Origin of the sequence: Candidatus Endomicrobiellum trichonymphae (genome assembly GCF_002355835.1) — a bacterium.
Classification (GTDB): Bacteria; Elusimicrobiota; Endomicrobiia; order Endomicrobiales; family Endomicrobiaceae; genus Endomicrobiellum; species Endomicrobiellum trichonymphae.
This window is the reverse complement of record NZ_AP017459.1, coordinates 724,622-751,084: the sequence shown is the minus strand read 5'-3', so window position 1 is coordinate 751,084 and position 26,463 is coordinate 724,622. Positions and strand designations below refer to the sequence as shown.

General features: G+C 32.3%; 31 protein-coding genes, 4 tRNA genes and 1 pseudogene. 29 read left to right on the top strand and 7 right to left on the bottom strand.

The window, feature by feature from the left end; all coding sequences use genetic code 11:
* The first annotated feature begins 55 nt into the window (after window positions 1-55).
* The 13 genes from ruvX to RSTT_RS03740 all read left to right on the top strand — a co-directional run bounded on the left by ruvX (window position 56) and on the right by RSTT_RS03740 (window position 8,446).
* Window positions 56-478: a Holliday junction resolvase RuvX gene (gene ruvX / locus RSTT_RS03795; RefSeq protein ID WP_015423529.1), complete on the top strand. Its 423-nt coding sequence runs from the start codon at window positions 56-58 to the stop codon at window positions 476-478.
* A 226-nt stretch (window positions 479-704) separates the two neighbouring features.
* A complete protein-coding gene (locus tag RSTT_RS03790; RefSeq protein ID WP_149030038.1) occupies window positions 705-884 on the top strand; it encodes an endolytic transglycosylase MltG in 180 nt (59 codons plus the stop codon).
* 151 nt (window positions 885-1,035) lie between these two features.
* Window positions 1,036-2,238, top strand: a complete 1,203-nt coding sequence (locus tag RSTT_RS03785) for a cysteine desulfurase family protein (RefSeq protein ID WP_096525721.1) — start codon at window positions 1,036-1,038, stop codon at window positions 2,236-2,238.
* A 323-nt stretch (window positions 2,239-2,561) separates the two neighbouring features.
* Window positions 2,562-3,059 carry a YajQ family cyclic di-GMP-binding protein gene (locus RSTT_RS03780; protein ID WP_015423527.1) on the top strand — a complete coding sequence of 166 codons (498 nt, stop codon included), beginning with the start codon at window positions 2,562-2,564 and terminating at the stop codon, window positions 3,057-3,059.
* A 62-nt stretch (window positions 3,060-3,121) separates the two neighbouring features.
* A complete protein-coding gene (gene rlmD, locus RSTT_RS03775) occupies window positions 3,122-4,471 on the top strand; it encodes a 23S rRNA (uracil(1939)-C(5))-methyltransferase RlmD (RefSeq protein WP_096525720.1) in 1,350 nt (449 codons plus the stop codon).
* Between the two features lie 267 nt (window positions 4,472-4,738).
* Window positions 4,739-4,975, top strand: coding sequence for a hypothetical protein (locus RSTT_RS03770; RefSeq protein ID WP_096525719.1), 237 nt, complete (start codon window positions 4,739-4,741; stop codon window positions 4,973-4,975).
* Window positions 4,976-5,466: 491 nt separating this feature from the next.
* The gene (locus RSTT_RS06825) at window positions 5,467-5,592 is read left to right on the top strand and encodes a hypothetical protein (protein WP_269457755.1); all 126 of its coding nucleotides are present in this window, start codon (window positions 5,467-5,469) and stop codon (window positions 5,590-5,592) included.
* Between the two features lie 419 nt (window positions 5,593-6,011).
* Window positions 6,012-6,833, top strand: a complete 822-nt coding sequence (locus tag RSTT_RS03765; protein WP_149030037.1) for an NAD(+)/NADH kinase — start codon at window positions 6,012-6,014, stop codon at window positions 6,831-6,833.
* On the top strand, window positions 6,833-7,009 hold the full coding sequence (locus RSTT_RS03760) for an AAA family ATPase (RefSeq protein WP_096525717.1): 177 nt from the start codon (window positions 6,833-6,835) through the stop codon (window positions 7,007-7,009). The genes RSTT_RS03765 and RSTT_RS03760 overlap by 1 nt, the downstream gene beginning before the upstream one ends.
* Window positions 7,010-7,035: 26 nt before the next feature.
* Window positions 7,036-7,317: a hypothetical protein gene (locus RSTT_RS03755; RefSeq protein ID WP_149030036.1), complete on the top strand. Its 282-nt coding sequence runs from the start codon at window positions 7,036-7,038 to the stop codon at window positions 7,315-7,317.
* Window positions 7,301-7,753, top strand: a complete 453-nt coding sequence (locus RSTT_RS03750; RefSeq protein WP_096525715.1) for a DNA repair protein RecN — start codon at window positions 7,301-7,303, stop codon at window positions 7,751-7,753. Before RSTT_RS03755 ends, RSTT_RS03750 begins: the two co-directional genes overlap by 17 nt.
* Window positions 7,754-7,799: 46 nt before the next feature.
* The gene (locus RSTT_RS03745) at window positions 7,800-7,979 is read left to right on the top strand and encodes a hypothetical protein (protein WP_096525714.1); all 180 of its coding nucleotides are present in this window, start codon (window positions 7,800-7,802) and stop codon (window positions 7,977-7,979) included.
* Window positions 7,967-8,446 (top strand): DNA repair protein RecN, encoded by a 480-nt coding sequence (locus RSTT_RS03740; RefSeq protein WP_149030035.1) that lies wholly within the window; start codon window positions 7,967-7,969, stop codon window positions 8,444-8,446. Before RSTT_RS03745 ends, RSTT_RS03740 begins: the two co-directional genes overlap by 13 nt.
* A 74-nt stretch (window positions 8,447-8,520) precedes the next feature.
* Here RSTT_RS03740 and RSTT_RS03735 read toward each other — a convergent pair whose 3' ends face one another.
* The 7 genes and pseudogenes from RSTT_RS03735 to rimI all read right to left on the bottom strand — a co-directional run bounded on the left by RSTT_RS03735 (window position 8,521) and on the right by rimI (window position 12,842).
* Window positions 8,521-8,760 carry a hypothetical protein gene (locus RSTT_RS03735; RefSeq protein ID WP_096525712.1) on the bottom strand — a complete coding sequence of 80 codons (240 nt, stop codon included), beginning with the start codon at window positions 8,758-8,760 and terminating at the stop codon, window positions 8,521-8,523.
* Between the two features lie 29 nt (window positions 8,761-8,789).
* Entirely contained in the window at window positions 8,790-9,251 is a 462-nt protein-coding gene (locus RSTT_RS03730) for a hypothetical protein (protein ID WP_096525711.1), read from the bottom strand.
* Window positions 9,252-9,303: 52 nt separating this feature from the next.
* Window positions 9,304-9,540, bottom strand: coding sequence for a hypothetical protein (locus tag RSTT_RS07255; protein WP_503487592.1), 237 nt, complete (start codon window positions 9,538-9,540; stop codon window positions 9,304-9,306).
* A gap of 113 nt (window positions 9,541-9,653) precedes the next feature.
* Window positions 9,654-10,378 (bottom strand): annotated as a pseudogene (locus RSTT_RS06975) (DNA-methyltransferase).
* A 541-nt stretch (window positions 10,379-10,919) separates the two neighbouring features.
* Window positions 10,920-10,990 (bottom strand) — tRNA-Gln (locus tag RSTT_RS03715).
* A complete protein-coding gene (gene ispE / locus RSTT_RS03710; protein ID WP_015423522.1) occupies window positions 10,976-11,881 on the bottom strand; it encodes a 4-(cytidine 5'-diphospho)-2-C-methyl-D-erythritol kinase in 906 nt (301 codons plus the stop codon). Before ispE ends, RSTT_RS03715 begins: the two co-directional genes overlap by 15 nt.
* Window positions 11,882-12,404: 523 nt before the next feature.
* Complete coding sequence (gene rimI / locus RSTT_RS03705) at window positions 12,405-12,842, bottom strand: ribosomal protein S18-alanine N-acetyltransferase (RefSeq protein ID WP_231941975.1); 438 nt, start codon at window positions 12,840-12,842, stop codon at window positions 12,405-12,407.
* A 389-nt stretch (window positions 12,843-13,231) separates the two neighbouring features.
* Here rimI and RSTT_RS03695 point away from each other — a divergent pair.
* The 16 genes from RSTT_RS03695 to surE all read left to right on the top strand — a co-directional run bounded on the left by RSTT_RS03695 (window position 13,232) and on the right by surE (window position 26,371).
* Window positions 13,232-13,303, top strand: a tRNA-Cys gene (locus RSTT_RS03695).
* Between the two features lie 22 nt (window positions 13,304-13,325).
* Window positions 13,326-13,399: transfer RNA gene (locus RSTT_RS03690), tRNA-Val, on the top strand.
* 23 nt (window positions 13,400-13,422) lie between these two features.
* Window positions 13,423-14,904, top strand: a complete 1,482-nt coding sequence (locus RSTT_RS03685; protein ID WP_096525708.1) for an aminotransferase class I/II-fold pyridoxal phosphate-dependent enzyme — start codon at window positions 13,423-13,425, stop codon at window positions 14,902-14,904.
* Window positions 14,905-14,915: 11 nt separating this feature from the next.
* Window positions 14,916-15,275, top strand: a complete 360-nt coding sequence (locus tag RSTT_RS03680; RefSeq protein ID WP_015423519.1) for a TraR/DksA family transcriptional regulator — start codon at window positions 14,916-14,918, stop codon at window positions 15,273-15,275.
* Window positions 15,272-16,270: a mechanosensitive ion channel family protein gene (locus RSTT_RS03675; RefSeq protein WP_095558835.1), complete on the top strand. Its 999-nt coding sequence runs from the start codon at window positions 15,272-15,274 to the stop codon at window positions 16,268-16,270. Before RSTT_RS03680 ends, RSTT_RS03675 begins: the two co-directional genes overlap by 4 nt.
* Before the next feature lie 45 nt (window positions 16,271-16,315).
* Entirely contained in the window at window positions 16,316-16,651 is a 336-nt protein-coding gene (gene panD / locus RSTT_RS03670; RefSeq protein WP_096525707.1) for an aspartate 1-decarboxylase, read from the top strand.
* Window positions 16,652-16,751: 100 nt separating this feature from the next.
* A tRNA-Arg gene (locus tag RSTT_RS03665) sits at window positions 16,752-16,825 on the top strand.
* Between the two features lie 1,115 nt (window positions 16,826-17,940).
* A complete protein-coding gene (locus RSTT_RS03660) occupies window positions 17,941-19,062 on the top strand; it encodes a radical SAM/SPASM domain-containing protein (RefSeq protein WP_331712792.1) in 1,122 nt (373 codons plus the stop codon).
* Complete coding sequence (locus tag RSTT_RS03655) at window positions 19,049-20,653, top strand: ATP-binding cassette domain-containing protein (protein WP_096525705.1); 1,605 nt, start codon at window positions 19,049-19,051, stop codon at window positions 20,651-20,653. Before RSTT_RS03660 ends, RSTT_RS03655 begins: the two co-directional genes overlap by 14 nt.
* 18 nt (window positions 20,654-20,671) lie before the next feature.
* Window positions 20,672-21,034 (top strand): hypothetical protein, encoded by a 363-nt coding sequence (locus tag RSTT_RS03650; protein ID WP_096525704.1) that lies wholly within the window; start codon window positions 20,672-20,674, stop codon window positions 21,032-21,034.
* A 485-nt stretch (window positions 21,035-21,519) separates the two neighbouring features.
* Window positions 21,520-21,741 (top strand): hypothetical protein, encoded by a 222-nt coding sequence (locus tag RSTT_RS03645; RefSeq protein WP_096525703.1) that lies wholly within the window; start codon window positions 21,520-21,522, stop codon window positions 21,739-21,741.
* A 9-nt stretch (window positions 21,742-21,750) separates the two neighbouring features.
* The gene (locus RSTT_RS06805) at window positions 21,751-21,885 is read left to right on the top strand and encodes a hypothetical protein (RefSeq protein WP_269457754.1); all 135 of its coding nucleotides are present in this window, start codon (window positions 21,751-21,753) and stop codon (window positions 21,883-21,885) included.
* Between the two features lie 193 nt (window positions 21,886-22,078).
* Complete coding sequence (locus RSTT_RS03640; RefSeq protein WP_096525702.1) at window positions 22,079-22,645, top strand: hypothetical protein; 567 nt, start codon at window positions 22,079-22,081, stop codon at window positions 22,643-22,645.
* A gap of 737 nt (window positions 22,646-23,382) precedes the next feature.
* A complete protein-coding gene (gene ftsW, locus RSTT_RS03635; protein ID WP_096525701.1) occupies window positions 23,383-24,492 on the top strand; it encodes a putative lipid II flippase FtsW in 1,110 nt (369 codons plus the stop codon).
* Window positions 24,493-24,560: 68 nt separating this feature from the next.
* On the top strand, window positions 24,561-25,634 hold the full coding sequence (locus tag RSTT_RS03630; RefSeq protein ID WP_096525700.1) for a UDP-N-acetylglucosamine--N-acetylmuramyl-(pentapeptide) pyrophosphoryl-undecaprenol N-acetylglucosamine transferase: 1,074 nt from the start codon (window positions 24,561-24,563) through the stop codon (window positions 25,632-25,634).
* Window positions 25,619-26,371 carry a 5'/3'-nucleotidase SurE gene (surE, locus tag RSTT_RS03625; protein ID WP_015423394.1) on the top strand — a complete coding sequence of 251 codons (753 nt, stop codon included), beginning with the start codon at window positions 25,619-25,621 and terminating at the stop codon, window positions 26,369-26,371. The genes RSTT_RS03630 and surE overlap by 16 nt, the downstream gene beginning before the upstream one ends.
* Window positions 26,372-26,463: the final 92 nt, after the last annotated feature.

The following is a 26,463-nucleotide window of genomic DNA, read 5'->3' as shown; positions in this document are numbered from 1 at the left end:
TTACTAATAATCTTGCTTTACGATAACTTGTCAGAGGGTGTTTATTATAAAAAATATGAACAGGATTATGGGAATTGATTACGGCTTAAAACGGATAGGAATTGCGATTACAGACTTTTTGCGGATTACAGCAAGTCCTTTTGACACTGTAAAAAATGTATCTTTAAAGAAAAATGCTTTAAAAATTTTAGAAATTGCAAAAAACAGGGATGTTTCAATAATTGTTTTGGGGTTGCCTTTAAATATGAACGGCACTGAAGGCGGAATGGCTGAAACTGTCCGTAAATTTATTGAAAAAATTAAATTTCTTTCGGATATTGAAGTAACAACTGTTGACGAGAGGCTTACTACGGTGCAAGCTGAAAGAATGCTTATTGAAGAAGCCGATATTTCCAGAGAAAAGCGAAAAGGTATTAAAGACAAAGTTGTTGCAGCATTAATTTTGCAGACGTATTTAGATATACAGTCTGATGAGTAAGAGTTGCTGATAGTGCTAATATGTCTGCCCGTCTGCGTTTTTTCATCCTCTGATAAAGTTTTTAATAAGCGTGCGAAGCAGTGACAGCGCTTCGGTGGTAACGGTGCGTTTAAGAGAAAATAAACTTAAAGCCGGCGTTTACAGTTTTTCTGAAAAAGTAATTGGAAGGCTAATCTTATGCCTGAAACGTATTTTGTTAATCCGGAAATGAACGAAAAACAGTTGATTGAAATTATGTGCAGCAAATTTAATAAAAAAGTTATGTCTTGATATGTACAAAAGGGCGGGAAAAATTAATATTCCTTTTAAAGATATAGTTATAATGGCGTTCATAATTGAGAGAGAAGCTGTTAAACTGACGGAAAGATCGGTAATAGCGGCGGTTTTTTACAATAGATTTAGGTAAAAGATAAAACTGCAATCGTGTGCTACTGTTTTGTACATTATGGTTATAAATAAAGTAAAACTGACTCTTGAATATATAAAATTTGCTTCGTCTTATAACACTTATAAAAATTATCTTAATCAAGTTTGAAATGACAAAGTAGGAAACACTAATGGGACAGAGAATAGTTTATTTGGATAACAGTGCCACAACTATTGTTGATTCTGAAGTTATAAAAGAAATGCAGTCGTATTTTTCTGACATTTACGGAAATGCTTCGAGTTTTCACTATTTCGGAAGACAGGCAAAAACAGTGCTTGATAACGCAAGGAAGAAGACGGCGTCGTTATTGAATTCAAGCCCTGAAGAAATATTTTTTACCGGATGTGGCACCGAGTCCGACAATATTGCAATATTTGGTATATTAAATGCTTATGGAGAGAAAGGGCATATAATTACGAGTAAGATCGAACATCACGCCGTTTTTTATTCATGCAAGCATCTTGAAGCAAACGGATATGAAGTAACTTATCTCAATGTTGATGAAGATGGAGTTGTTTCCGTTGAAGATTTTAAAAAGGCTGTAAAAGATAATACTCTTCTTGTGACGATAATGCATGCAAACAATGAAGTTGGTTCAATTCAGCCCATAGAAGAGATTGCGTCTGAATTGAAAAAAATCAACGAAAAAAGAAAAAAGAAAATTTATTTTCATACTGATGCCGTACAGACTGCAGGCAAGCTTTATTTAGACGTTAAAAAACTTGGAATTGATTTACTTGCAATATCGGCGCATAAATTCAACGGTCCTAAAGGCGTTGGCGCTCTTTATATTAAAAGTGGGACGAATATAGTGCCTATGACTTTCGGTGGACATCATGAAAATGGACTTCGTCCCGGAACTGAAAATATTCCGTATATTTCTGGACTTGCAAAAGCACTTGAGATTTCAAATGCTAAAATTGAGGAATACAATAAGCGCGTTTTTGCTTTAAGGAAAAAACTTAAAGAAGGCATTCTTAATGCAATTCCCGAGGTAATTATTAACGGCAGTGGCAGCAGAGCTGTTTCTAATATTTTAAACGTGAGTTTTAATTATATAGAAGGCGAGGCTTTGCTTCTTATGCTTGATATGGAAGGCGTAGCTGTTTCTACGGGTTCGGCATGCGCGTCAGGGTCATCGGAGCCGTCGCATGTTTTATCAGCGATGGGCGTTAATCCCGTTGCGTCGCAAGGTGCAATTCGGTTTTCTTTTGGATATCATAATGTGGAAGAAGACGTTGATTATGTGCTTGAAGTTCTGCCGAAAGTTATAAGCAGTCTTCGTTCAATGTCTCCTGTTTGGAAGCAAAAAACGCTTGGGAATAAAGAGTAAAATAAGTAAAATACAAAATTACGTAGTGAATTTATGCAATCCCGGAAAGCTGTAGTGTTTTTTGGTGATTTTTCAGTTTTATCAGGTTGGTACAAACAGATACTGCCTCGCAGAGCGTTAAAAAATGTTTTATGAGCGGCGATTTTTTGTATATTGTTGGTAAACTGCTTAATGGTACTGGAGGGAAAAATGTATATTGATTTTGCATCAGACTGGCCGGCATACCTGTTTATGGCGGTGTTTATTATTTTTTTTGCGTATATTATTATCAAGGGAAATTCTAAAAAAGATGCTGATTGATGTGTGATTTACGGAGGGACTGTATGGCTGATAAATTTTCTTTTGATATTGTTTCGGAAGTAAATATGATGGAAGTGGATAACGCCGTTAATCAGGCTCGGAAAGAACTTGCAAACAGATTTGATTTCAAAGACAGCAAATCGTCAATAGAGTTAAATAAAAAGGACAAAAAAATAACTTTAATTGCAGATAACGAATATAAGATGAAAGCCTTGAAGGATATTTTGGAAGGACGTTTTGCAAAAAGAAACGTTTCAATAAAGTCTTTGGACTACAAAGTGCAGGAAAATGCTTTTGAAGGATACATAAGACAGACAGCTGAAATTATTTCGGGACTGTCGTCGGATAGAGCAAAAGAACTTTCAAAACTGATAAGGGATTCAAAAATAAAAGTTCAGGCTCAGATAGACGGTACAAAAATAAAAGTAATTTCCACTAAAAAAGACGACTTGCAGCTTGTAATAGCTTATTTAAAACAGCTATCTTTTCCGTTGCCTTTACAATTTACCAATTATAGATGAAAAGATTATATCGCGGATAAAGCGAAGTAAGAAATCTAACCTTTGCAAAAAGATTCAACCCCATGTCTTTAAAAAATAAAATTATTAATGTTAGTGCTGAAAAAATTGTTTTTCCGGGTCGTTCTCTCTGCAGATGTTCTGATGGAATTGTTCTGTTTAGTGAAGGTTTGCTTCCCGGCGAAGCCGCGGATGTCCTTGTGATAAAGGAAAAAAAAACATTCAGAGAAGCTCTGCTTAAAAATATTACTTCTAAATCTGCTGAAAGGATAGAACCCTTGTGTCCGTCTTTCGGCTTTTGCGGCGGATGTTCTTTTCAAAACATTTCTTATGAAAGTCAGATTAAGTATAAACAGGAATATATATCGGAACTTTTAAATTTTGCCGGAGTGAAAATTTCAAAAATATTGATAAGTCCGCAGATTTGGCATTACAGAAATAAAATGGAATTCAGTTTTTTTAATAATAAAGGTATTGCAGATTTGGGGCTTCACTGTAAAGGAATGTTTAATAGATATGTTTCGGTCCCGCCCTGTTTTATAGCGGATAAAGGTTTCTTGCAAGTTGTCGAAACTGTAAAAAGATTTGCAAACGGGAACAACTTTTCGGTGTACAACAATAAGACTCATGAAGGATTTTTCAGGCATTTGGTTTTACGTAAAGCTGGAAACAATAATCAGTTTCTTATCAACGTAATTACAAATGTCGTTGACTGTGAATCTGTGTTTTTAGAACCTCTTATAAAAGAACTCTCCGAATTTTCTTGCAGTATTTATTGGACGTCCAACGGAAGAAAATCTGATGCGGTTTTAGCTGACAGGTTGACTCTTATGTGCGGAAAGCCGTTTATTACTGAAAGGCTTAATATAGGTGGGAAAGACTATTTTTTTGATATTTCGCCGTTTTCATTTTTTCAGACAAATTCAAAGGTAACTGAAATTCTCTACACTGAGATTTTAAGATTGTTAAATCCGTCAAAATACACTGTTTTACTTGATTTGTACTGCGGTACGGGGGCAATTGGTATTTCAATGGCTCATAATGTCAAAAGAGTTATAGGCGTAGAGTGTATCGGGCAGGCAATTGACAATGCAAAAGAAAATGCTTTGGCGAATAATGTTTTTAATGCGGAATTTTATGCTTCAGATGCAGAAGACTGGATTAAAGAAAACAAGAGTTGTTTTGATGCTGTGGTTGTCGATCCTCCGCGCAGTGGTCTTACTAAAGATATTATAAAGTTTCTGCTTGAGTCAAAAGCAAAAAGAATAATTTATGTTTCTTGTAATCCGTCCACGCTAGCAAGAGATCTGCAGTTAATTACTGAAAACAGTAAATGTAAAATCAAAGAAATTATACCTATTGATATGTTTCCGCAGACGTATCACATTGAGACAGTGGTGCTGTTAGAGTTCTAGCAGACTAAAATTAAATGGCAGGGGAATTATATGAGATCGTTAAAGGTTATTATTTGTTTTTACAATAATGTCTGATTGGTTTTTAAATATTAACTGTGAATGATTATCCGGATATTATTGATGGAAATAATGTCAGACTTAAAGCTGTTGTCGCCGTAAAAAGGAATATAATCTTTTTTATATCTATGGTTATTTAATATACTGTTTTATATATTTATGATTGAAAATTAATTTGTATATCAGATGAAACAAGTGAGGGGAAGTAAAATGAAAAAGTTAATCGCAGGCTTAATGTTATTGTTGATGTTTGTAAACGTAGCATCCGCAGTGAAAGGAGTTGCACCAGACGCAAAAACAGTGTCTCTGCTAAAAGCTATGGGGAAGAAACACAGCGAAATCCTTTGCAATCTTGAAACAATAAAGGGAGCAAGAGGGTTTATGGTAACCGATGATGGCGGGAAAAGTGGTGGGACTTGTCAAATGGAATGCCTATCTAAATTTTGACCAATACGGGGAACTGACATATAATTAGCACCTTTGTTTTCGGAGGAGACCCTATATCCGAATATGATGTTTATTGGAACACTGTCTCAGGATCTTTGGATAGTTTTTATGTATATGACTGAAACGGCAATCTTATTTTGATAAACGGATACCACTGTGTGTATCGCCCAGACGGTGACGTTAAGTATATAATCGACCCTAAAAGGAATATAGTGTAAAAAATAAAAAATGTTGAGTACAGCACTGTGATTCACCTTAGGTTTTGCATTGTATAAAATAGTTATTATGTTTCTTTTCTACAAAAGTGTGCAGAAAATGCTGCACGCCATTGCATCTCAAAACTATAAACACTGGCAAAAAGAAAACCAAAGGAGAAGCCGAGAGGGAAAGAGAGGCGAGACAATGGAACGACTCTATGGGGATACCCCGCTGGTGTCGTTAGTGTTCGGCGCTAAACACCTATCAAACGGGAGGGAGAATGAAATTAGAGCTTGTCGACAGAATTATGGATGGTTGACCCGTCCCACAAGAATACAGTCTGGGCAATAATAGAGAAACTTTCGCACTGCGAAGCAAAACTTATAGGGATGGATAAGATTGTCGACAGACCTGAGTAAAATATGAATATTTCTGGATGTAAATAATGTAAATATGTATGTTTTTTTATAGCGTTTAAGAATTTAATAATAATTCAGCTTCCGATATGCCCTAAATATTTTCGCTCCAAACTCCCATATTTCACATCAGTCTTTGAGCAGGTTTTGTCGAGACTTTATCTCTGGAAAATACAGTCTTTTATTATTCTTTTTTATACACATATTTAAAAGCTTCATCTTTTTAAAATGACAGTGGCTGATGGCATGTTGCGGTTAGATATTAAAAAATAATTAGGAATTTGCGCTCCGGTCATCGTTGCTTCAATTCGGATATCTTGTCATACAATTTTCCTCTATTATTGTTGATAAAATTGCTGTTTGTCTTTTAAAAATGTTGGGTTTTTATATATAATAACGAACTGTGGCAATTGAGAAAAATTATGGAATATAGTACTGGAATTATTTACAATAAATCGAAAGCAAATGCAAAAAAACTTGCATTTGAAATTGCAATATGGCTTAAACAAAATAAATGCAGAGTATTTGTAAGTGATTCTATGTCGGTAAAGCATAGAAAGGTTGACTTTGTTTTATCAATAGGTGGCGACGGCACGATGCTTAAAGTGATAAGAACATTCTCGCCGTTATCAGTTCCTGTAAAAGGTATAAATCTAGGTTCGCTGGGTTTTTTGACAGATACCGACACAAATGAAATATTTATGCTTTTAGAAGATATTTTATCTTCGGGGTTTAGAATTGAAAAAAGAGTTTTGCTCTCTGCCGAGTTTGAATATAAAAGCGGAAAAATAAAAGTTATAGCGGTAAATGATTGTGTGGTGCGTTCCTTATCGGGCGGAAAACTTATTACAGTTGACGTCAATATAGATAAAAATTTTACAGCGGAATACAAATGCGACGGAATGATTATAGCGACGCCTACGGGTTCAACCGCATATTCTCTTGCGGCTTACGGACCTATAGTTTACCCGAATCTTCCGGTTTTTATTCTTACTCCTATTTCTCCGCACACTCTGACACAGAGACCTATGATATTATCTGATAAGAGTAATATTTCGTTTATTACAAAAAATAAAGACAGCAACGGAAAAATTATGATATCAATGGATGGGCAGGAGAATTATACGCTTTCAAATGGGACAAAAGTAAAATTTGCTCTGTATAGAAAGCCGCTCAAGCTTATAAAAAACCGCAGTAAATCTTACTTTGAAACTCTAAAGGCTAAGCTGCACTGGAGTGTTTAATGCTGCTTGCGCTTTCCATAAAAAATTACGCTTTAATTGAATATTTAACCATTGATTTTACCGGAGGCTTTACCGTTATTACCGGTGAAACCGGATCCGGGAAGTCCATTTTAATAAAATCCATTGAGTTGTTTACAGGCAGGCTGTTCTGCATGCGCTATAACTGCTTCTTTTGAATATAGTAATTCTAAGGTTGACGATTTTGGATAATTTTTCGATTTCTGCGGGAAATAATATAGTTTTGATACGTAGAACTATTGAAAATACCGGTAAAAGCAAAGCTTTTATAAATGACTCACATGTGAGTATATTGGCGCTTGCGACTCTTGGGAAATTGCTTATAGATTTTCACGGACAGGATGAGAAACATTCACTTCTCGATTTAGATGCGCAGCTTGAAATTTTAGATAATGAAATCGAAGACATCAGACCGTTGCTTAAAGAATCGGCGGCTTTATATAAAAAATTTGAGATCAAAACTTGAAGCTTTAAATTTGTCGGATGCCGAAAGAGGAAGAAAAATTGATTTATATTCTTTTCAAGTCAGAGAAATTGAGGATGCAGAACTTGAGACTGGAGAAGACAAAAAACTTGAATTGGATATTCCGAAATTAAAAAATGCAGAAAAAATCTCTGCTTTGTCGCAAGAAATTATTTCTGCGTTATATTCTTCTGAAAATTCGATTCTGGGCAATATTTTAAAAACGAAGAAAAATATTGAAGCAATAAACTCTTATGGTGCGGATGCTTCTGGTGCTGTGTCTTTAATAGAGCAGGTGTATTACCAGACTGAAGAAGCTTACAGGGAAGTTGATATTATTCTGTCAAAAACGAGATTAGATCCGGAAAAATTAAATGCTTCTCTTGAGAGAGTAGAACTTATAAAAAAACTTAAAAAAGAAATATGGGAGCAGTATTGAATCTGTTATTGAATATAAAAATAAAATTGCCGGTGAATTGAATTCTTTGAACAATTGTAAAGATAATTTCGAAAAACTTAAAAAAGAACTTAAATCAGAGACGAAACGCTTGTCTGAATTATGCGAAACTATAAGTAAAAAAAGACAAGAAGCCGCGCAGGTGTTTGCAAAGTCCGTGCGGGAAAAACTTTTTGATTTAGAGATAAAAATGCCGTGTTTGAAGTGAAATTTGACAGGAAAGAACTTTCTGCAGACGGTTATGACTTGGTAGAATTTATGTTTTGCGCAAATAAGGGCGAGAAAACTATTCCTTTAAAAAATTCAGCTTCAGGCGGAGAACTCTCAAGAACGCTTCTTGCCCTAAAACTGTCGTCAAAAATAAAAACCGACCGGGTGGTAATATTTGATGAAATTGACTCTGGAACGGGCGGTAATATAGGAAAAAAACTTTCTGAACTTGCGAGAAGAAAACAGGTGTTTTCTGTAACGCATCTGGCGCAGATTGCCGCATTTGCGGGAACGCATATAAAAATTTATAAGGAAACAGAAAATTCAAGAACTTATACAAAGGCAAAAGTGCTTACCGAAACGGAACATATTGAGGAAATAGCAAGGATGATATCAGTCGAAAAAATAACAAAAGCAGCGTTGGGACACGCAAAAGATTTAGTAGCTGCTTCCGTAAAATCTTAATAATAACAATTTTATCATAAAAGTATTCTTTATTTTTTTAATATGGTTCGGCTATTAAAGTCTAAAAGTTGATTCTATTCAATATTATTGTCTTCTTCCGGTTTGGTTATTAAGTCTCTATTTTTATCTAACATCTCTTTTTGTTTTTTGTAATTATATAAAACGTTTTTATCTTTTTTTAAATATATTTCCTTATTACAAAAATCTGATAATTTTAAATCCTGATTATTTCCTTTATTTAAAGTTATATGTTGTTTTACTTTTCTATGACTGTAAGCATCAATATAAATCATGTTTAACCAATTGTCCAACATCTTAAAGTGGGTTTTACTGATAGACCATGCTAATGGTATAATAGATGCAATTCAAATCCGTCTTTCTTTTTAATATTATGGTTTTTCATATATTTTTGTCTTTCTTGCAAACTTCTATCTAATTTTGTTTGTTCATCGTTGAATAAGCCATTTTTTGCACTTAAACGAATTGTTTTGCATTCCTTTGTTCCAACAAGATTAAAATAAACAGTTTCTGATAAAAAATTATTAAATAAACTATCAGTTTCATTTTTCCAATTATGAAAATCTTTTTTGGCTCTTCCCTTTTTGTCTTTTTTATCGGGCATCATATTCTCTTTTAAAAATTCAGTAATACTTTTTTGTTGAGTTCCACTTAATTCCCTATATTTCTTTATATGACTAACAGCTTCGCTTTTAGTCAAAATAAAATCTGACTCAAAATTAATTGCGGTTATAAAAAACATGTATTCATAAGTATTTATATAATTAATTTTATTATCCTGATCCATTAGAACTTCTAATAGATTCTCTATGCAGCCATTTAAAAATTTATCGACAAATTTAGAAATTATAAAATTTCTGTTTATTATATCTGCAAATTAATCCCATTCTTTCTAAATCTACAAATAAAATTTTCCTAATAGAATCTTGCGTCCCCTTTTTTAACTCATTGCAAAATGAAACGTAATCTTTCCATTCGGGCAAGTTTGTAGGTTGTTTTGATAAATCTTTTGTTCTTATTTTTAATAGAGTTTTATTCGGAACATATTTATCTAAAGTCCTTAAAATAGATGATATATCATCAAAATTATATCTATACTAAGTGATGTCCTCTATATTTGGGACTTTCTAGCCTTTTAATTAAATAGTCAGTCGCTTTATTGTTAAAATTTTTCAAAAAAGTATTAAAATTATTCACACATATTCTCTAGTTTTTTAAGCGATAAATTCACGCACTTTCTGTCAAAATCGCTACAAATAAAGCTTCTGTTTAATTTTTTACTTGCAACTGCGGTCGTTCCGCTTCCAACAAAACAGTCTAAGACTAAATTTTTTTCATTACTGCTTGCTTTTATTATTCTTTCTATTAATTCAAGTCCTGTGTCTTTCACTTACAATATGCCAGACTTCGTCGCATAATCTTCCTTTATCATTAGGGAACCACCGCTTACCATTTTTAAATATACCCTTTTTGCTTGCATGCTCAATTCTTTCTGTTGACTCATAAGGAACTCTTATTTCGTCGTAATTAAAAATATGTTTTTTGTTTTTTGTAAAAAATAATATGCTTTCTTGCCCATTGCTGTATTTAGTTTTTGAAGTTCCTAATCCATCTCTCTTATCCCAAGTTATCCAGTTCTGAAAAATCAGTCCCTTATCAACCAAGTATTGTAAAATATAAGCACAGTTAAAAGGAGTATTGATATAAACTCCCAGTTTCTTTTAAAGTTGGAATTAACGCATTAATCCATTTAAAAGTAAAATATAAAAAATCTTGATGGCTTTTAAATGTGTCCCACTTAGCCTTTTTCATATTATAAGGAGGGTCCATAATTGCCAAGTCAATGCTTTCTTTTTCAACTTGATTAAAAAAAGTAAAACAATCTAAATTATAAATTTTATTGCTTTCTAACATTATTATATTCTATTCCATATAAACAGGTCATATAAGAATAGATTAGTATTATTTAAAATGGAATGTTCTATATCGTTGTTTATATTAAATATATGTCTATTGTAATGCGTATTTAGGCTGGCTTTTAACATTGGCATAAGTGGCGTATTTATTATTAATTTACCGTTAGATTTTAATACTCTTTCACATTCTTGCCATACAATAAGCATTTCATCTATATAATCAGTATATTTTTTGATATCGCCAATTTGTCCTTTATGCTTTATTCCTATTTGCTTTGTTTGATAACCATTTTTTGAATAGTCTTTATGAAATATGGTGGACTAGTTAATATCATATCTACAGAATCATTGTGTAATTCTGTCATTTCCCTTGAGTTTTTAAAAAAAACTTTATTTAAATATTTTTCAGTAGTACTATTATTTAATTTTTTCTGTTGTTCATATATTTTTAGAACTCGCGTAGGAAAATGCTACGTTTTTGTTTACTTTATAGTTTTACTATTTATGTGTGTTCGAAGAAAAGCGGAAATATCATTAAACTCCGGGACTAGGATTCGAACCTAGACAAAGGGATCCAAAATCCCTTGTGCTACCATTACACAATCCCGGAACTCTGTGATTGCGTAGAGGGAAATAGGCTGTGGAATGAGGTATCAATTGTAGTAACGAACCAGATTTTCCAGCCGCATCTGTTCAGTCTGGATTTAAGTTTTTCGGTTTTAGCGTCGGAATCTAAAATACCAAAAACTGTTGCGCCGGAGCCGGACATAAGACTTGCGCAACACAACTTGTTTAAAACTCTTTTAATTTCTAATATTTCAGGATAATTAGGAAAAATAAATTCTTCAAGTCTGTTAAAACAGCTTTTAAAAGCTTCTTTTTTATTAAAAGAATTATTGAAAATAAGATTCTTTATTATATGAATTTTTGCTTGATTTGTCAACGGGAATTTGATTTTTTTATATATATCTGCTGTAAGAACGTCAAAACCCGGATTTACAAGAACTATATTTAATTTTCCGGCGCTTTTTAAGGGCGTGACAATTTCTCCTATTCCTTCGCATAGCGCTGTTCCTCCTGTCAGAAAAAAAGGAACATCAGCGCCGAGCTTTGTAGCAATTTGTTCTAATTCATCTTTTTTCGTTTTTATATTCCACAGTTTGGCTAAAGCTTTAAGTGTTGAAGCGGCATCAGAAGAACCGCCGCCAAGACCGGATCCTATAGGAATTTCTTTTTTTAAGTATATTTTTACGCCTTTATCAGTATTGTAATGCTTTTTAACCGCCATTGCTGCTTTATAAACAATATTTGTTTTGTAAGCATATAGAGATTTATCGTTGCATTCAAGAGAGATCGTATTTTTAGTAAGCTCAAAAGAAAGTTCGTCATATAAACTTACGGTTTGCATAATACTTTCTAAGTTATGGTATCCATCGGCTCTTTTATTTTTAATTTCAAGGAAAAAATTGATTTTTGCCGGCGCTTTGAGATATATTTTCATTTTTTTTCAGAATCACTATGTTTATGTTGTTTTGTGAAAGTCTTTCTATTAATGCAATATTCATATTTAAAGTAAGTTCAGCTTTGTCCTTGTGGTATGTAAGATTTTTCCGTTTCTTGTCGCTTTAGTGCCGGCAAAATTTTGACTTGCCTGTTTTTTATAGAAATTGTCATTCTGCCGGGAGCGAGCTTGGCGGAGAAATCCAATTTAATGTTGCCGTCTTTTGTATAAGAAAAAGGAATATAAACATTTTTGCTTAAAGACTTCTAATTTTATTTTATAGCTGGTTTTAAATGAAAACATTTTAGTATAGTTGCTTGCACTTCTTAAAAGCATCTGTCTGGATAATTCTTCTTGCAGAATTTTGCTTGCACGAAATCTAGTTTCTTTTTAGCATTTTTATCTTATTTTAAGTCGTGGGATAATGCGTAAGTCATCCACGCTTATGTGATTCTTCCGAGTGCAGCATAGACGTCTTGCAGCAAAAACATAAAACTCAAAATGAAAGAGGCTGCTTTTCTTTTCATAATGTGGATTTCTTACGGTTAATCAGCCTTAGCACGAGAGCATCTTCATTTTTATAATATTTTTTTCTCACGCCTATTTCTTTAAACCCGAAAGATTTATATAAATTTATTGCCGCATTATTACTTTGGTGTACTTCTAGAAAAATAACTCCGGTCTGTTTATTAGTGGATTCTTTTTTAATATCTGCAAGCATCGCTTGCCCGAAATACCCTCTTCTGAACTTCGGATCGACAGCTATGTCAAGTAGTTCCGTTTCATCCGCGACTGTGCTTATTATGTAATACCCTGCAACCGTTCTATTTTCAATTAAAACCTTAAACTTTACAGCTGTATTTTTTGCAGAATCTAGCAGCATTTCTTTGGTCCAAGGATTTGCAAAAGACTGTTTTTCAATTTCAGTTATATCATCCAAGAATCTTTCGGAAAAATTCACTATTTTCAATTTATACTTTCCACCTTATGATATTGGCGGCGCACTATAGTTGCAGGGACATTTATAATACGTTTCATTTTATCATTTTTATTTCTTTTGTTGCTAAAAATGGAGCGTATTCTCCGCTTGACGGAAAAGACTTAAAGTGGGGGATGAGAAGGCTGACGGTAAAATATATTTTAGAGACTTTAGCCGTCGCTCGGGTACTAACGAAAACCAGCATTACGAAAAAAGTATTTTACAGTAAATTCATAAAGTTAAAGAAAAGAATTAAAAGAGTCAATAGAGACGAAAGCGGATGTTGTATTTCGGTGTCATTGGCGTCATTGTCGGTTCAGAATTATTTGACTATGTGTCATTATTTTTATATACTTCCCAATCATTTCAATGGTGCGGTACCCAAGTGGTAAGGGAGCAGTCTGCAAAACTGTTATTCGCCGGTTCAATTCCGGCCCGCACCTAATCTTAACATATTGGGATACTGCCCGGTTAGCTCAGTTGGTTAGAGTACTTCCTTGACATGGAAGGGGTCGGAAGTTCAAGTCTTCTGCCGGGCATTTTTTCAGGGGTTAGCAAAATAATGAAAAAAATATCTAAATTGCTTTTAGCCAAACAATCTAAAGCCCCTCTGTTTGACACTCTTTTGGCGCATGCAAAGAGAGATGTTGTTTCTTTCCACTGTCCTGGCCACAAAAACGGAAAGGGCATAGATAGAGAATTAAAAGATTATACTGGCGAAGAAGTATATAAATTTGATGTAACTGTTTTTGACGAAGTAGACTCTTTGCATGATCCGGTAGGATCGATAAAGAAAGCTCAGGAGCTTATGGCTCAGGCGTACGGAGTTGAACATTCTTTCTTTTTGGTTAACGGCAGTTCTGTTGGGAATATAGCTATGTTTCTTGCGGCATGCGATTCCGGCGACTCTGTAATAGTTTCAAGAAGCTCGCACAAGTCAATTATGGCGGGAATCATTATGTCCGGTGTATGGCCTATTTGGATTCAGCCTAAAATCGATCAGAATTTAGATTTAATTTTTAATTCAACTTATAATCAGGTAAAGGATGCTTTGGACAGATATCCAGAAGCTAAAGCCGTATTTATCACAAGTCCTACTTATAATGGCATAGTTACGGAATTAAGCAGAGTTGTTGACTTATGCCATAGAAGAGGAAAAACAGTTTTAGTTGATGAAGCGCATGGCGTGCATTTGCTGTTTAATGACCAGTTGCCTGAATCTGCGGTTAGCGCGGGAGCTGATTTATGCGTTCAATCAACGCATAAAATTTTGTCCGCTATGTCTCAAGGATCAGTATTGCACTTTAATTCAAAACTTGTTGATTTTAACAGAGTAAAGAGAGTAGTTTCTATGCTTCAGACTACAAGTCCCAATTATTTAATTCTTGCAACTCTTGATTTGGCAAGAAGACAGGCATTTCTGCGCGGTGAAGAAAATTTTAACAGAGTTATAAAAGCCGCAGAATGGGGACGCGCATATATAAATGACAATATTAATTCAATGAAATGTTTTACGCGTCAGGAAGTGCAGAAATTGGGATTTGATTTGGATGTTACAAAACTTACGGTAAACGTTACAAAAACTGGACTTTCCGGCTATGAGATTGAAAGTATTCTTGCAAAAGAATATAATGTACAGCTTGACTATGCCGATTTATTTAATTTAGTTGCAATTATGAGTGAAGGTTCAGAAAAATCGGATGTAGAAGTTTTTGTAAATGCTCTTGAAAATATAAGCGAAAAATATCGCGGCAAACAAAAAAACTGGATACTTAAGATTCCATCTCTTGCGACAGAAATGGTTATGAGACCCAGAGAAGTATTTCTTTCAAACAGCACAAAAAAAGTGAGTTTGAAAAAAGCCGCGGGACACGTTGCCGCACAGACTCTTACGCCTTATCCTCCCGGTATTCCGGTTGTAATTCCCGGCGAGAGAATTACAAAAGAAATATGCGATTATCTTATTGATATGTCTTCTAAAGATATAAGAGTAAGCGGGCAGGAAACCGGAATGTTAAGGACAGTGAAAGTTTTTACAAATTAATGGAGAAAATAATGAATAAAAAGGATTTAGCGAGTTTAAAAAAAATCTTAATACAAAAGAAAATGGATTTTTTAAACAAAATGAGCAAAGCTCAAAGAGGAATATATGATGATTCAAATACTAGTGTCGGAGATGAAATAGATACTGCAAGCCAGAACAGCGAAAAAGAAATGTATTTTGAACTTGTTGCAAGCGATAAAATGACCTTAGATGCTATAAATGATGCTCTTGTAAAAATAGAAAAAAACGCTTATGGCAAATGCGAGGGTTGTAGCAATAATATTCTGTTGGAAAGATTGAAAGTAATTCCGTGGGCAAAGTACTGTATTCAATGTCAGGAAGAATCTGAAAACCCCAAAAATAAAAAATGATACCGTCAAATTTTATGTTATGGTTAAAAAGCATAATTTTGTTTGTGTTAATATTTTCTGTCGGATTTTTGTTTAAAAAATATTTCATAAAGTTTATTCAAAATATTTTTGTGAGAGACAGGCTTGTTTTACTTGGAGAAGCATTTGCAATATCAAGTAGTTACATTTCTTTTTGGTTCTTTCTTATAGCTTTGTACGCGGCTTTTTTAATAGCGCCTGTAAATAATATGGTGGTTATTCATAAATTGTTTTATGGAGTATTTGCTTTTTCCATAGTTGTTTTTGTAGCATCAGTTCTTTCCAAAGTTTTTCGTAAATCTATTCCTGAAAAAATCGGAGTAAATGTAATAAAATTTAGCGTGATATTTGTCGGTTTGATATTAATATTAAATCAGGCTGGCATTAAATTGACGCCTATTTTAACGGCATTGGGTATAGGCTCGTTGGCGGTAGCTCTTGCGCTTCAGGATACTCTCGTCAATTTTTTTGCAGGGATAAATATTCTTTTAAGCAAACAAATTGCAAGAGGCGATTATATTAAGCTTGATTCGGGGCAGGAAGGGACGATAATTGAGGTTAATTGGAGAATAACTCTTATGAAGACGATTTCTAATACGGTTATTTCAGTGCCAAATAGTAAATTATCATCTGCAATATTGACAAGTTTTCAGTTCCGAAAAGCTGAAGTTAGTGCTTCGGTAAACTGTGGAGTGGCGTACGGCAGTGATTTGGAATGCGTAGAAAAAATTGCGATACTTGCGGCTCAGGAGATAATATATAAATACGAAGACTCTGTAAAAACTTATACTCCAATAGTGCATTTTATAGGTTTTGAGGATTCTTCGATAAATTTTACTTTAATTTTCAGGGTAAAAAATGTCTATGTAAGAAATTTTATTCAGAGCGAAGTGTTTAAAAATCTGTATAAAAAATTAAATGAAGAAAAAATAGAAATTCCATTCCCTCAAAGGGTTGTTACACTTAACAAGCATTGATACAAATTGATGTAATAACAATCGGACTTATGCGGAGGTATATAAATGAAGTTTGTTTTAAATTCAAAAATATTTAGAGCTACAGTAACGCAGGCTAATGTGAAATATGAGGGCAGCATAACAATAGACATGGATCTTTGTGATAAAGCGGGCTTTTGGATAGGGGAGAAAGTTCTTGTTGTTTCAAATACAACGGGGGCGCGTTTGGAAACTTACGTAATCCCTGGCGGCTCCGGAGTAATTTGTATGAATGGAGCGGCAGCTCATCTTATAAAAACAGGCGAAGAAATAATAATAATGGGGTTTAAGCTTTCGGATAAACCTATTAACCCGAGGATTGTTTTTGTTGACAAAAATAATAAAGTTTTAAAAATAAAATAGTTTGATTAGCCAATGCTTTAAAATCAGTCGGGGCGTGGCTCAGTTGGCTAGAGCGCTCGGTTCGGGACCGTGAGGTTGTTTGTCCTAAGTTTATAATTATGCCCTGATAGCTCAATTGGATAGAGCAGATCCGTCCTAAGGATAAGATTGGAGGTTCAACTCCTCTTCAGGGCGAACTAGAACATTTTTGAAATGCCCAACTATAAAGTTTTAGAGTACCAAGTAGGCAATTTGACAAAGAAGAATAATCTTAAAAGTACTTATATCTTCAAATCACAATACTGGAGAATAGGATTTTTCAAAACATTTAAACTTCAACATTGATTTTCTTAGAAATATAGGTTTTTTAGATTTTGAACTTAACAAAAACTTACATAAATATTTTATGGTAATATAGGTATTTACTTGAATATGTATCTCTAAAAAGGGTTAGGTTTTGTAGAACCTGGTAAAATAGAGAAGCAGGCATATTCCTTTGGGAATCTTAGTTATATTGACTATGACGAGTAAAACTAGTATTGTTGGATAAAGTCATCAAAGGAAGTGATTTCAAAGTGTTAAGTATGAAGTAATAATTAATCGCAGTTTTAAATTTGACAAGAGACTTGTTGCTATTGATAATTGATAGATGTGCAAAATAGCATAGCAATGCTATTTTTGATTTCAAAAAGTTCAATATATTAAGAGATTTTACAACTGCTTGATATTTTTATAAATGATTGTTATACAATGTAATAGTATAAGTCAAAAATATAAAATTCTACGGATTAGTAGAATATGTATAAAGTTTTAAAAGTTGTAAAATTAGACAGTTAGAAATATAAATTAATTCTAGCTGCCTGCGCTTGTGCTGGTTATGAGGGATATTGTGCTTCTCTAGTAGAGCAGCAGAAGGAAATACAACAGTCGCGTTGGCAGCCACCGGCAGCACAGCCAGCACCGCCACCAGTAATAAGAGTTGGTTTATAAATTAAAGTGCTCCTACTACATGATTAATGTTTCATGCATGGAACATTAATCATGAGGTGGAATTTATTTGTTGATAAAACTAAAATATGCAGGAAATGAAAATTTCTCAGTATAATTTTGTTGTTAATTTAAATGAAGATAGCTTGCTACTTTACAATAGTAGAAACAACAATTTAGTAAAACTAGAAAAAAATATTTATTTTAACTATGTAATAAAAGTCAACAAAGACGATATGAATTTAAGGATTGATTAGGATTTTAAAAAGCTCTATGAATTAGGTTTTTTTGTAAATTACAATCAAGATGAAAAAAATGAAGTTATAATTAATTTTGAAAGAAATAAATATTTTTTCGACAGTTTAAATTTAACAGTAGCAATTACAAATGAATGTAATTTGAATTGTATTTTTTGTTATGTAAATAAAGATAACATTTATAAATTGTCAGCAAGAAATTATAAAAATATTATCAATTTTATAAAACGATACTATGAAGATCATAAAATTAAAAATTTATTTATAACGTGGTCTGGCGGAGAGCCATTAATTGATCTTGATAATATAATAAAATTATCAGAAGAAATTATTAATTTTTGTTGTAAAAACGATATTCACTATAAGTCCAATATTATAACCAATGCTGTTTTATTGAATAAAGAAACTGTAAAAATTTTACAGAAAGTAGGAGTTAGTAATATACAAGTTTCTATAGAGCCAACAGAAATTTTGGATTCACTAAACAGACCTATTAAGAATACAAATAAATCAAATTTTAATAATACTTATGAAAATGTAAAAAATACGGCAGAATTAATATCAATTGTTTTAAGAATTGCGTTGTCAAAGAAAAATTTTAATCAAATTGTTAGTTTCGTTGAAAAATTGAAAAATGATAATTTATTTTTTAATAAAGTAAACTTTGCTTTAGGTCCATTGCATATCCCTTACTTAAATTCGCAACTGGATTATGCTATTTTAAATGATATTTTTGATTCCAGAGAATATTCTAATATATATTTTGATATTTATGAGGAGTTGTTTAATAAAAATATCATAAATTTTACTCCTTACCCGGAATTGTATAAAGAATGCGGGGCTTATAAAAACAATGTGTTTGTTATAGACGCAAACGGTGATATTTTTAAGTGTTTTGAAAATGTATTTAATAGATCTGAATCTATCGGAAATATAAGAGATAAAAGTATAAACTTAACTTATAAGTATACAGACTGGATAAAAAAAGATTTTGATTTTGAAAAATTAGAGTGTTATCACTGTAAATTATTGCCTATATGTAAGGGTGGATGCAATATGGTAAGGAGATTTAAAAAAGAAACCAATATAGGGAATTTTTTAGAATTAGGTTGTAGTGAGTGGAAATATGAATATGAAAAAGGATTGAGATTATATTATAAGAGTCTCAAGAAGAATGGAAAAGATTAATATTGTATTTAATCTTTTTAGGAATTATAAAACAGAAGTTTTTCAATATTTAGGAATTGATTTTTTATTGAAATTCATCAATATAATTACTACTTTTTTCTTAGTGGTTTTCATTGATACAGTTGATATTAGCAATAATTTTGTTTTGATTTTTGTGACTTTATACATTTCCGTGTTAGTTTTCAGCTCATTTTCTGTTTTATTTAAAACACTTACTTTATATTTGTTAGAAAATAAAGTTTTATTTGACTTCAGAAAGATTATTTTAACAAAATTCTTAAATTCTAGATACAACGTCAACAGTAATCTAAATAAAGGTCCATATTTATCCCAGAGAGTTATAAATGATACAGAACTTATAAATGATTTATTTGTAGCCCCGATAGCAAAGAGTATCAGTTCAATATTCTTTTTAGCATGTTTGTTGCCGATTTTTTTACAATTTAATTTTCTAATTATTTTGTTGCTTATTTTAAGTGCTGTTTTGCCATCTTTGTTTTTTTCTTTTTTTAATAGAAAGAATCGATGTTTTACATCTAAATATCAGGAAAAGTTTGCTTTATATTCTTCAAAATTATCAGATGTGATAGATTCGATTAGAGAAATAAAATTATTTGATTTATATAAAAAAGAAACGGACGAGATTGATTCTAAAGTCGAAGATTTAGTTTTGATAAATGTAAAAAGAATTTTTTGGGGATTTACATCCGGACAATTTGGTGTGTCGTTACAACATATTATTATTGGAATTTTGCTCGGATTTTTGGGTTGTCAAGTTCAGCAGAAAGTAATTACTTTAGGGCAAGCAATTTTTATTTATAGCATATCGGATAATCTTTTTTATGTTATTAATGATTTTTGGAGTCTTTATTTTTCTATTAAGAATTCCGATGTGCCTTGGAAAAGAATTAAAAGAATATTGCTTAGAAAGTATGAAAATAATGATGTTAATAATGATGTTAAAAAAATTAACAGTATAGTTTTTCAAAATGTTTCAGTAGAAAAAAACAGTAGAGTTATATTAAAAAATCTGAATTTAAAAATTAATTCAAAAGATAAAACTGTTTTAATTGGAAATACCGGAGTTGGTAAGACGACAATTTTAAATTTAATAGTACTTTTTGATAATATATCTGCTGGCAACATTCTAATAAATGGTGAAGACTTATATGGTATAGACATTAAAAATTTTCGATCTAAAATATCTTATTTCACGCAAGATTCTTTTTTATTTAATACAACTATTAAAGAAAATATTTTATTAAATTTAGATCATAATAATTTAATAGTAAATCAAAAATATTTAGAAATTTTAAAAATATGTAAACTTGATAATTTAGATGATAAAAGAGTTGTAGGGAATAAAGGCGTATTTGTTTCGGGAGGAGAAAAACAAAGGATAACTTTAGCAAGATGTCTAATGAAAAATCCTGAAGTTTTATTATTAGATGAGTTCGGAAATTCTATTCATGAAAATATGGAAATAGAAATTTATAAGAATTTAATTAATTTTTATAAAGACAAAATTATTATTGCTGTTTCCCATAGAGTAAGTATTGCTAATTTGTTTGATAAAAAAATTCAGGTGTAAATTGTTGTCGAGAGATAAATGATTCAAAAACAAATATTTTTTATAAATAATTTTATTATAATAGCTTCTATAATTTTTATTGTTATTTTTTTTATTCCAATATTTAAAATTAATATTTCTTTAGATTATAAAATCAATGGAAATGACTTAATAGTAAACATGAAAAATTTGAATATTAAAAAGGATTTATTTGTAAAACTTGACAAAAATACGATGATTATAAGTCATCATACGGGAAGTTTTAAAATTAATAGCTATGATGTTCAAAGAAGTCAAATTGTTTTAGATATACGGCAATTTAATGTAGAGAATGGTTTAAAAATATTTTATAGTTTTAAAAAAAATGTTATAAGTTATATTCTAAAAAATAAAAAATGCTAGTTTAATTCAGAAGTTTTTGCATTAAAAACTCTGCTGACTTCTTCTTTTGTTTCTGTCGTTTTTGAATAATCCTAAAATGTGAATGATAATAATTTACAAATCGCCTACAAAATAGTAAAATTTATATATAGATTCAACTCCTCTATCAGAGTGTTTCAAACTGTCAAGAGCATGATAATTTCAACAGATTAAAATAGAGCTTAGTTTGTTTTTGACATTATAAGCTTATTTTTCTTTTGTCTCTTAATGCAATGAGTAGCTTCTACCTCTAACCTGTAATAGTCTTTGTATGAACACACTCTAATTTCCCATTATTGATAAAAGAAGATAGCATTAAAAATTTAAATTATTTGCAAATAGTTCTTCAAAAATTTCTTGAAGAAAGAGCTAAATTTTTCATAGTATAAATGATTGCTTTACGAACAGGAATTGTAAAAAATTCTCACTAATATAACAACCATGATGGAGCGGTGAAACATTGCGATATGTATAAAGACCCCGATTATAAATATGAACCAAAAGACGGGGATTATGTGGCTATAATGGGACAAAAATTATCACCGACAGCAATACACGTATATAATTCACTGCAAAGAGGAAGAGCTTTAAAAATAACAAAAACAGCGGGCAGGTTTAATCTCCAATTTTTCCTGCCCGGGCGTAAATTTAAAAATTGGGGAATAAAGAGGCATTCGCCTCAAAAGTAGGAGACTGAAATGGTTAAAAAAAATGGAGTAATGGTGTTGATGGTGTGTGCAGGATGCGGTCGTAGCAAGAATGATATGTTGAGAGGTGCCGCAATCGGGTACGCATTTGGTACCTACAAGACCGTAAACAGTCAAGAGATGTAGATGCTTTTAAAGATGCATCCTTTGAAGAGACTGCTATATCTATAATCATGACACTTTGCAAACCTTGTGAGGCTAAAAAGGAACTACTGGAATTATTTGATATCTACAAGTCCAGTTTACAGTTTGTACAAATAGACCCAACAAGCATAAAGACAAAAGATAAAAAGATTAAAGGATAGAACTAAAAAATATTATGATAAAAGTAATTGCAATGTTGTTATCTTTATGCTTATTTGTAGCGCCGACTAAAGCAGCTCCACCATCAGAAGCCACCTCACTAGACGGCAGACAGTTAACAGCAGGACTTTCTTTCAGCGATGGAGTTAAGTACATAGTAAGACCTATGCAAGAATACGTATTAAAGCCAATATATAGACGTGTTTTAACTCCGATTGGGCATTTTTTTTGTAAAGAGAAGGTTATAGAATGCTGTGTAGTTTTGGGATACTGTTCGCTTATGATAGTATACACTGTTTGGAAAATAAAAAGGGATAGCGAGATTATTAGCGCAGAACAAAGAAAGCACGGATATGAAACAATAGGACGCACTGCAAAAGGCGGGGAAATATTTATGTATGATGGAAAACGGTACCACTGCCCAAAGGATTACAACTATTCCTGCATAGATAACAAAAATGCCACAGCAGAACACAGTATAATTAATCACACACATCAAAGAAGCCCTCAAATCGGCACAATTTTTTTTGGGGGGGCTTTATCTTCACAAGGAAGGCAAAATTTCGTAAGCCTCTACAGCTGATTTACCACCTAAATTAAGATATTGTTGCATGACAATAAGCCAAAAATTAAATAAAAAAATAGAGGAATAACCACAACTACAAGAATAATTCCTTTTACCCGCAAGTTGCTTGAATTTGCGCATTTGTAATATTAATCTCATGGATTTTAAAACCGCCAATTGACGGCAGTTGCTTTTTGATAAAATTAGGTTTTTCATAAAAAAAATGCTTAGATAATAAAATACGGATAATCTATGAATTTGAGATTTGAATATTAAATAAGGCATAGGCTCTGAAGAAAAAGATTGTTATAGAAAAGCCTTATTTTTATCAGTGTTTTTACCGTCGCAGCGCTCAAATAATTATTGACAGTTTTTCATATCTATTATAATGAATATATAAATTCAAATACCGCCCAAACAATATTACTATTGCCATCAACGACAATTTATTTTGGAGTCGACAGGGGTGTTTAAACGAGCAAATAATATGCGGCAATAATGCGTTGTTAGACGGATATGCTTGATATTATATTTAATTTAAACTGTTATGATTCTTTTGTAAAAGCGGATAAACAACAAGCAGTAACTTAACTTTGAGAACAGACATCAAATTAGATAAACAATATTTCACTGAATAGTGTTAGCTTTAGGAAAAGTATAAAGTTTAAGGTATCAAAAATTGTTATGTTAATTAATATGATAAGGAATGTGTTAGTTAACCCTGTATTTTGAAAAACATATAGAGGAGACAATGTTTGTTTAAGATTAATTTTGAAAAATATGATTTTACTCTTATAGCGGCAGTATGTATATGCACTGTTTTTGGAGCATTTATGGTATTTTCGTCAAGCGCTGTTATGGCTGACGTAAAATGGACAAGTCCTTACAAGTTTTTTTTGAGGCAAATTCTGTGGGTTATATTTGGTTTTGCGGCAATGTTTGTGACAAGTTTTTTAATTAATTATAAATTTTACAAAAGATATGCAAAATGGATTTATTTGTTTGCGTTGGTTTTGGTCATTGCGGTTTTATTTGTGGGAGTTCTTCGGTTGGGAGCAAAAAGATGGTTACAGGTAGGTCCCTTTACTCTGCAGCCTTCAGAATTAGCAAAGATTGCAGTAGTTATAGCTATAGCTGACTTTATATCGAGAAAAAAAAAGTTAGTTGAGAAATGGAAAGGTTTAATAGCGCCGGGATTTATTATTTTGCTTATGCTTTTTCCAATTGTTGTAGAACCTGATTTAGGCACGCCTATTTTAGTAGCTGTAGTATGTTTTGCAATGCTGTTTTGTGCGGGAATGAAAATGAATGTTATATTTGCCGGAGGTTTAGCGTTAATTCTTTTGATGGTTGAAGAAATTATGAGAAAACCTTACAGAATTACAAGGGTTAAAGATTATCTTGCTTCTTTTGTAAATATTGATGTATCTTCTTATCAGGTAAAACAGTCTTTAAATGCTCTGGGTTCAGGCGGTTTTTGGGGTAAAGGTCTCGGTAAAAGTGAGATGAAGCTTATGTATCTTCCTGAAGCGCACACTGATTTTATTTTTCCTATTATAGGAGAAGAACTCGGATTTCTTGGAGCAGTCTCGGTTATTGCATTTTTTATGTACTTGTTCTTCAAAGGCATAAAAATGAGTAAGAATATGCCTGATGTTTTTTCGCAGTATCTGTGTTTAGGAATAACGTTCCTGATAGTTTTTCAGGCTATTATAAATATTTCCGTTGCTACGGGAGTGTTTCCGGCAAAAGGACTGGCGCTTCCGTTTATATCTTTTGGAGGAACGGCGCTTATTATAACTATGGCAACTTCAGGAATATTGATAAATTTATCACAATACAATAAAAAACAGAGCAGAACGTGAAGTGACAATATTCTCTCTAAATTTAATTCAGCAGCTGTCTTTAAATAGTTAAGAACTGTGGAGTGGAAATGGGGAATAGAAATATAATTATTGCTTCAAGCGGAACGGGAGGGCATATCTATCCAGGCATAGCTTTAGCGGAAGAATTTAAGAATAAAGGGTATAATCCCATTTTTTTTATAAGTAATAATACCGCTTCCATAAAGATTTTAAAAAACAGCGGATTTGAATATATTGAATTTAACGTTTCGGGAATGCCGGGGGGAATTTCATTTTTGTTTATAACGTTTTTAGTTAAAATGAAGTTTAGTTTTTTTAAAGCGTTAATAAAGATTGTAAAGCTGGATCCTTTAGCGGTAATAGGTACTGGGGGATATATTGCAGTTCCTGTTCTTTTTGCGGCAAAAATACTGCATAAAAAAACTTTTATACATGAGCAGAACGCTATTCCGGGCAAAGCAAATATACTTTTAAATAAAATAACCGATAAGACGTTTATAAGTTTTCAATCTTCAGAAAAATATTTTAAAAAAAAAAATACTATTCTCTCAAACTATCCCGTTAGGAAAAATATTTTGTCGGTATCAAAAGAAAAAATATTACGGGAACTTAAATTTGAAAATGGAATTTTTACGGTTTTAGTTTTTGGAGGAAGCCTCGGTGCGGTTAAGCTTAATGAAGTCGCCTGCGAGACTCTTTTAAAATTGTCTTTTAAAAATAGAATTCAGGTTTTGCATATTACAGGTTCTGGGAATTATATTAAAATTCAAGAAAAAATCGGAGATAATCCGGATTACAGAGTTTTTGAGTATATGCATGATATCGGTGCTGCCTACGCTGCAAGCGATGTTGTAGTATGTCGTTCAGGCGCTGGTAGCGTGTTTGAGCTTAAAGCTTTGGATAAACCTGCGGTTTTAGTGCCGTATCTTTATGCTGCTGATAATCATCAGTATTGGAATGCAAAAGAAATAGAAAAAGATGGTAAAGTCATAATAATTGAAGAAAAAAATCTTGCGAAAGAAAGCTTAAGCAATGCCATATATGCGCTTAAGGAAAATATAAAAAGTAATACGGCTGAAAGTATAATCAAATTTCCGCGTAAATTAGTATTTGAGGAAATAATAAAATGCATGAAATCTTGATTTCAAACGATGATGGCGTAAAAGCTCCCGGACTTCGTCCTCTGATGAAAGAGCTTTCCAAGATAGGAAAAGTTTATGTGATTGTTCCAAAAACTCAAATGTCAGGCACAGGGCACGGTATAACGCTTGCAAAATATAAAAAAGTCGAAAAAATAGAAAAAGATTTTTATGTGATAAAAGGCGGTACTCCTGCAGATTGTGTGAAATACGGTTTGTATCATTTTTTTAAAAATAAAACGGATTTAGTGGTGTCCGGCATAAATACGTGTCCTAATCTTGGGCAAGATGTTATTTATTCAGGAACTGTCGGTGCTGCAAGAGAGGGGGCGTTAAGAGGAGTTCCGTCTCTTGCCGTTTCTGCGGCAGAAGTGTGTGCTACGGAATATGAACATTCGGCTATTGCAACAAGAGAGATTGCCGAAAAGGTATTGAAAAGAAAAAAATTTTTCAAGAATATTTGTTTAAATATAAATATTCCTCAAAATTATAAAGGTATAAAAGTCGCTCCTTTGGGACTGCGCATTTATGACGAGAGCGTCGAAACTGTCGTTGATGAAAGAGGAAATTTTTCTTACAGACTATCGGGTAAATATATATCTGGCGGAAAAAACAAGGGGACAGACATAGATACTGTGGATAAAGGCTATATTTCTGTTACTCCGCTACGAATTGATCAGACAGATTTTACTTTTATAAAAAAATTAAATTATAAGGTTATTATTCCTTCTAAAAAATAACAATGAATTAGATATTGATGGATGTATGAACTGTTTGGAATACTATATTGATGCTAAACTGATGAAATGGAAAATTAACTGTATTCTCTTCC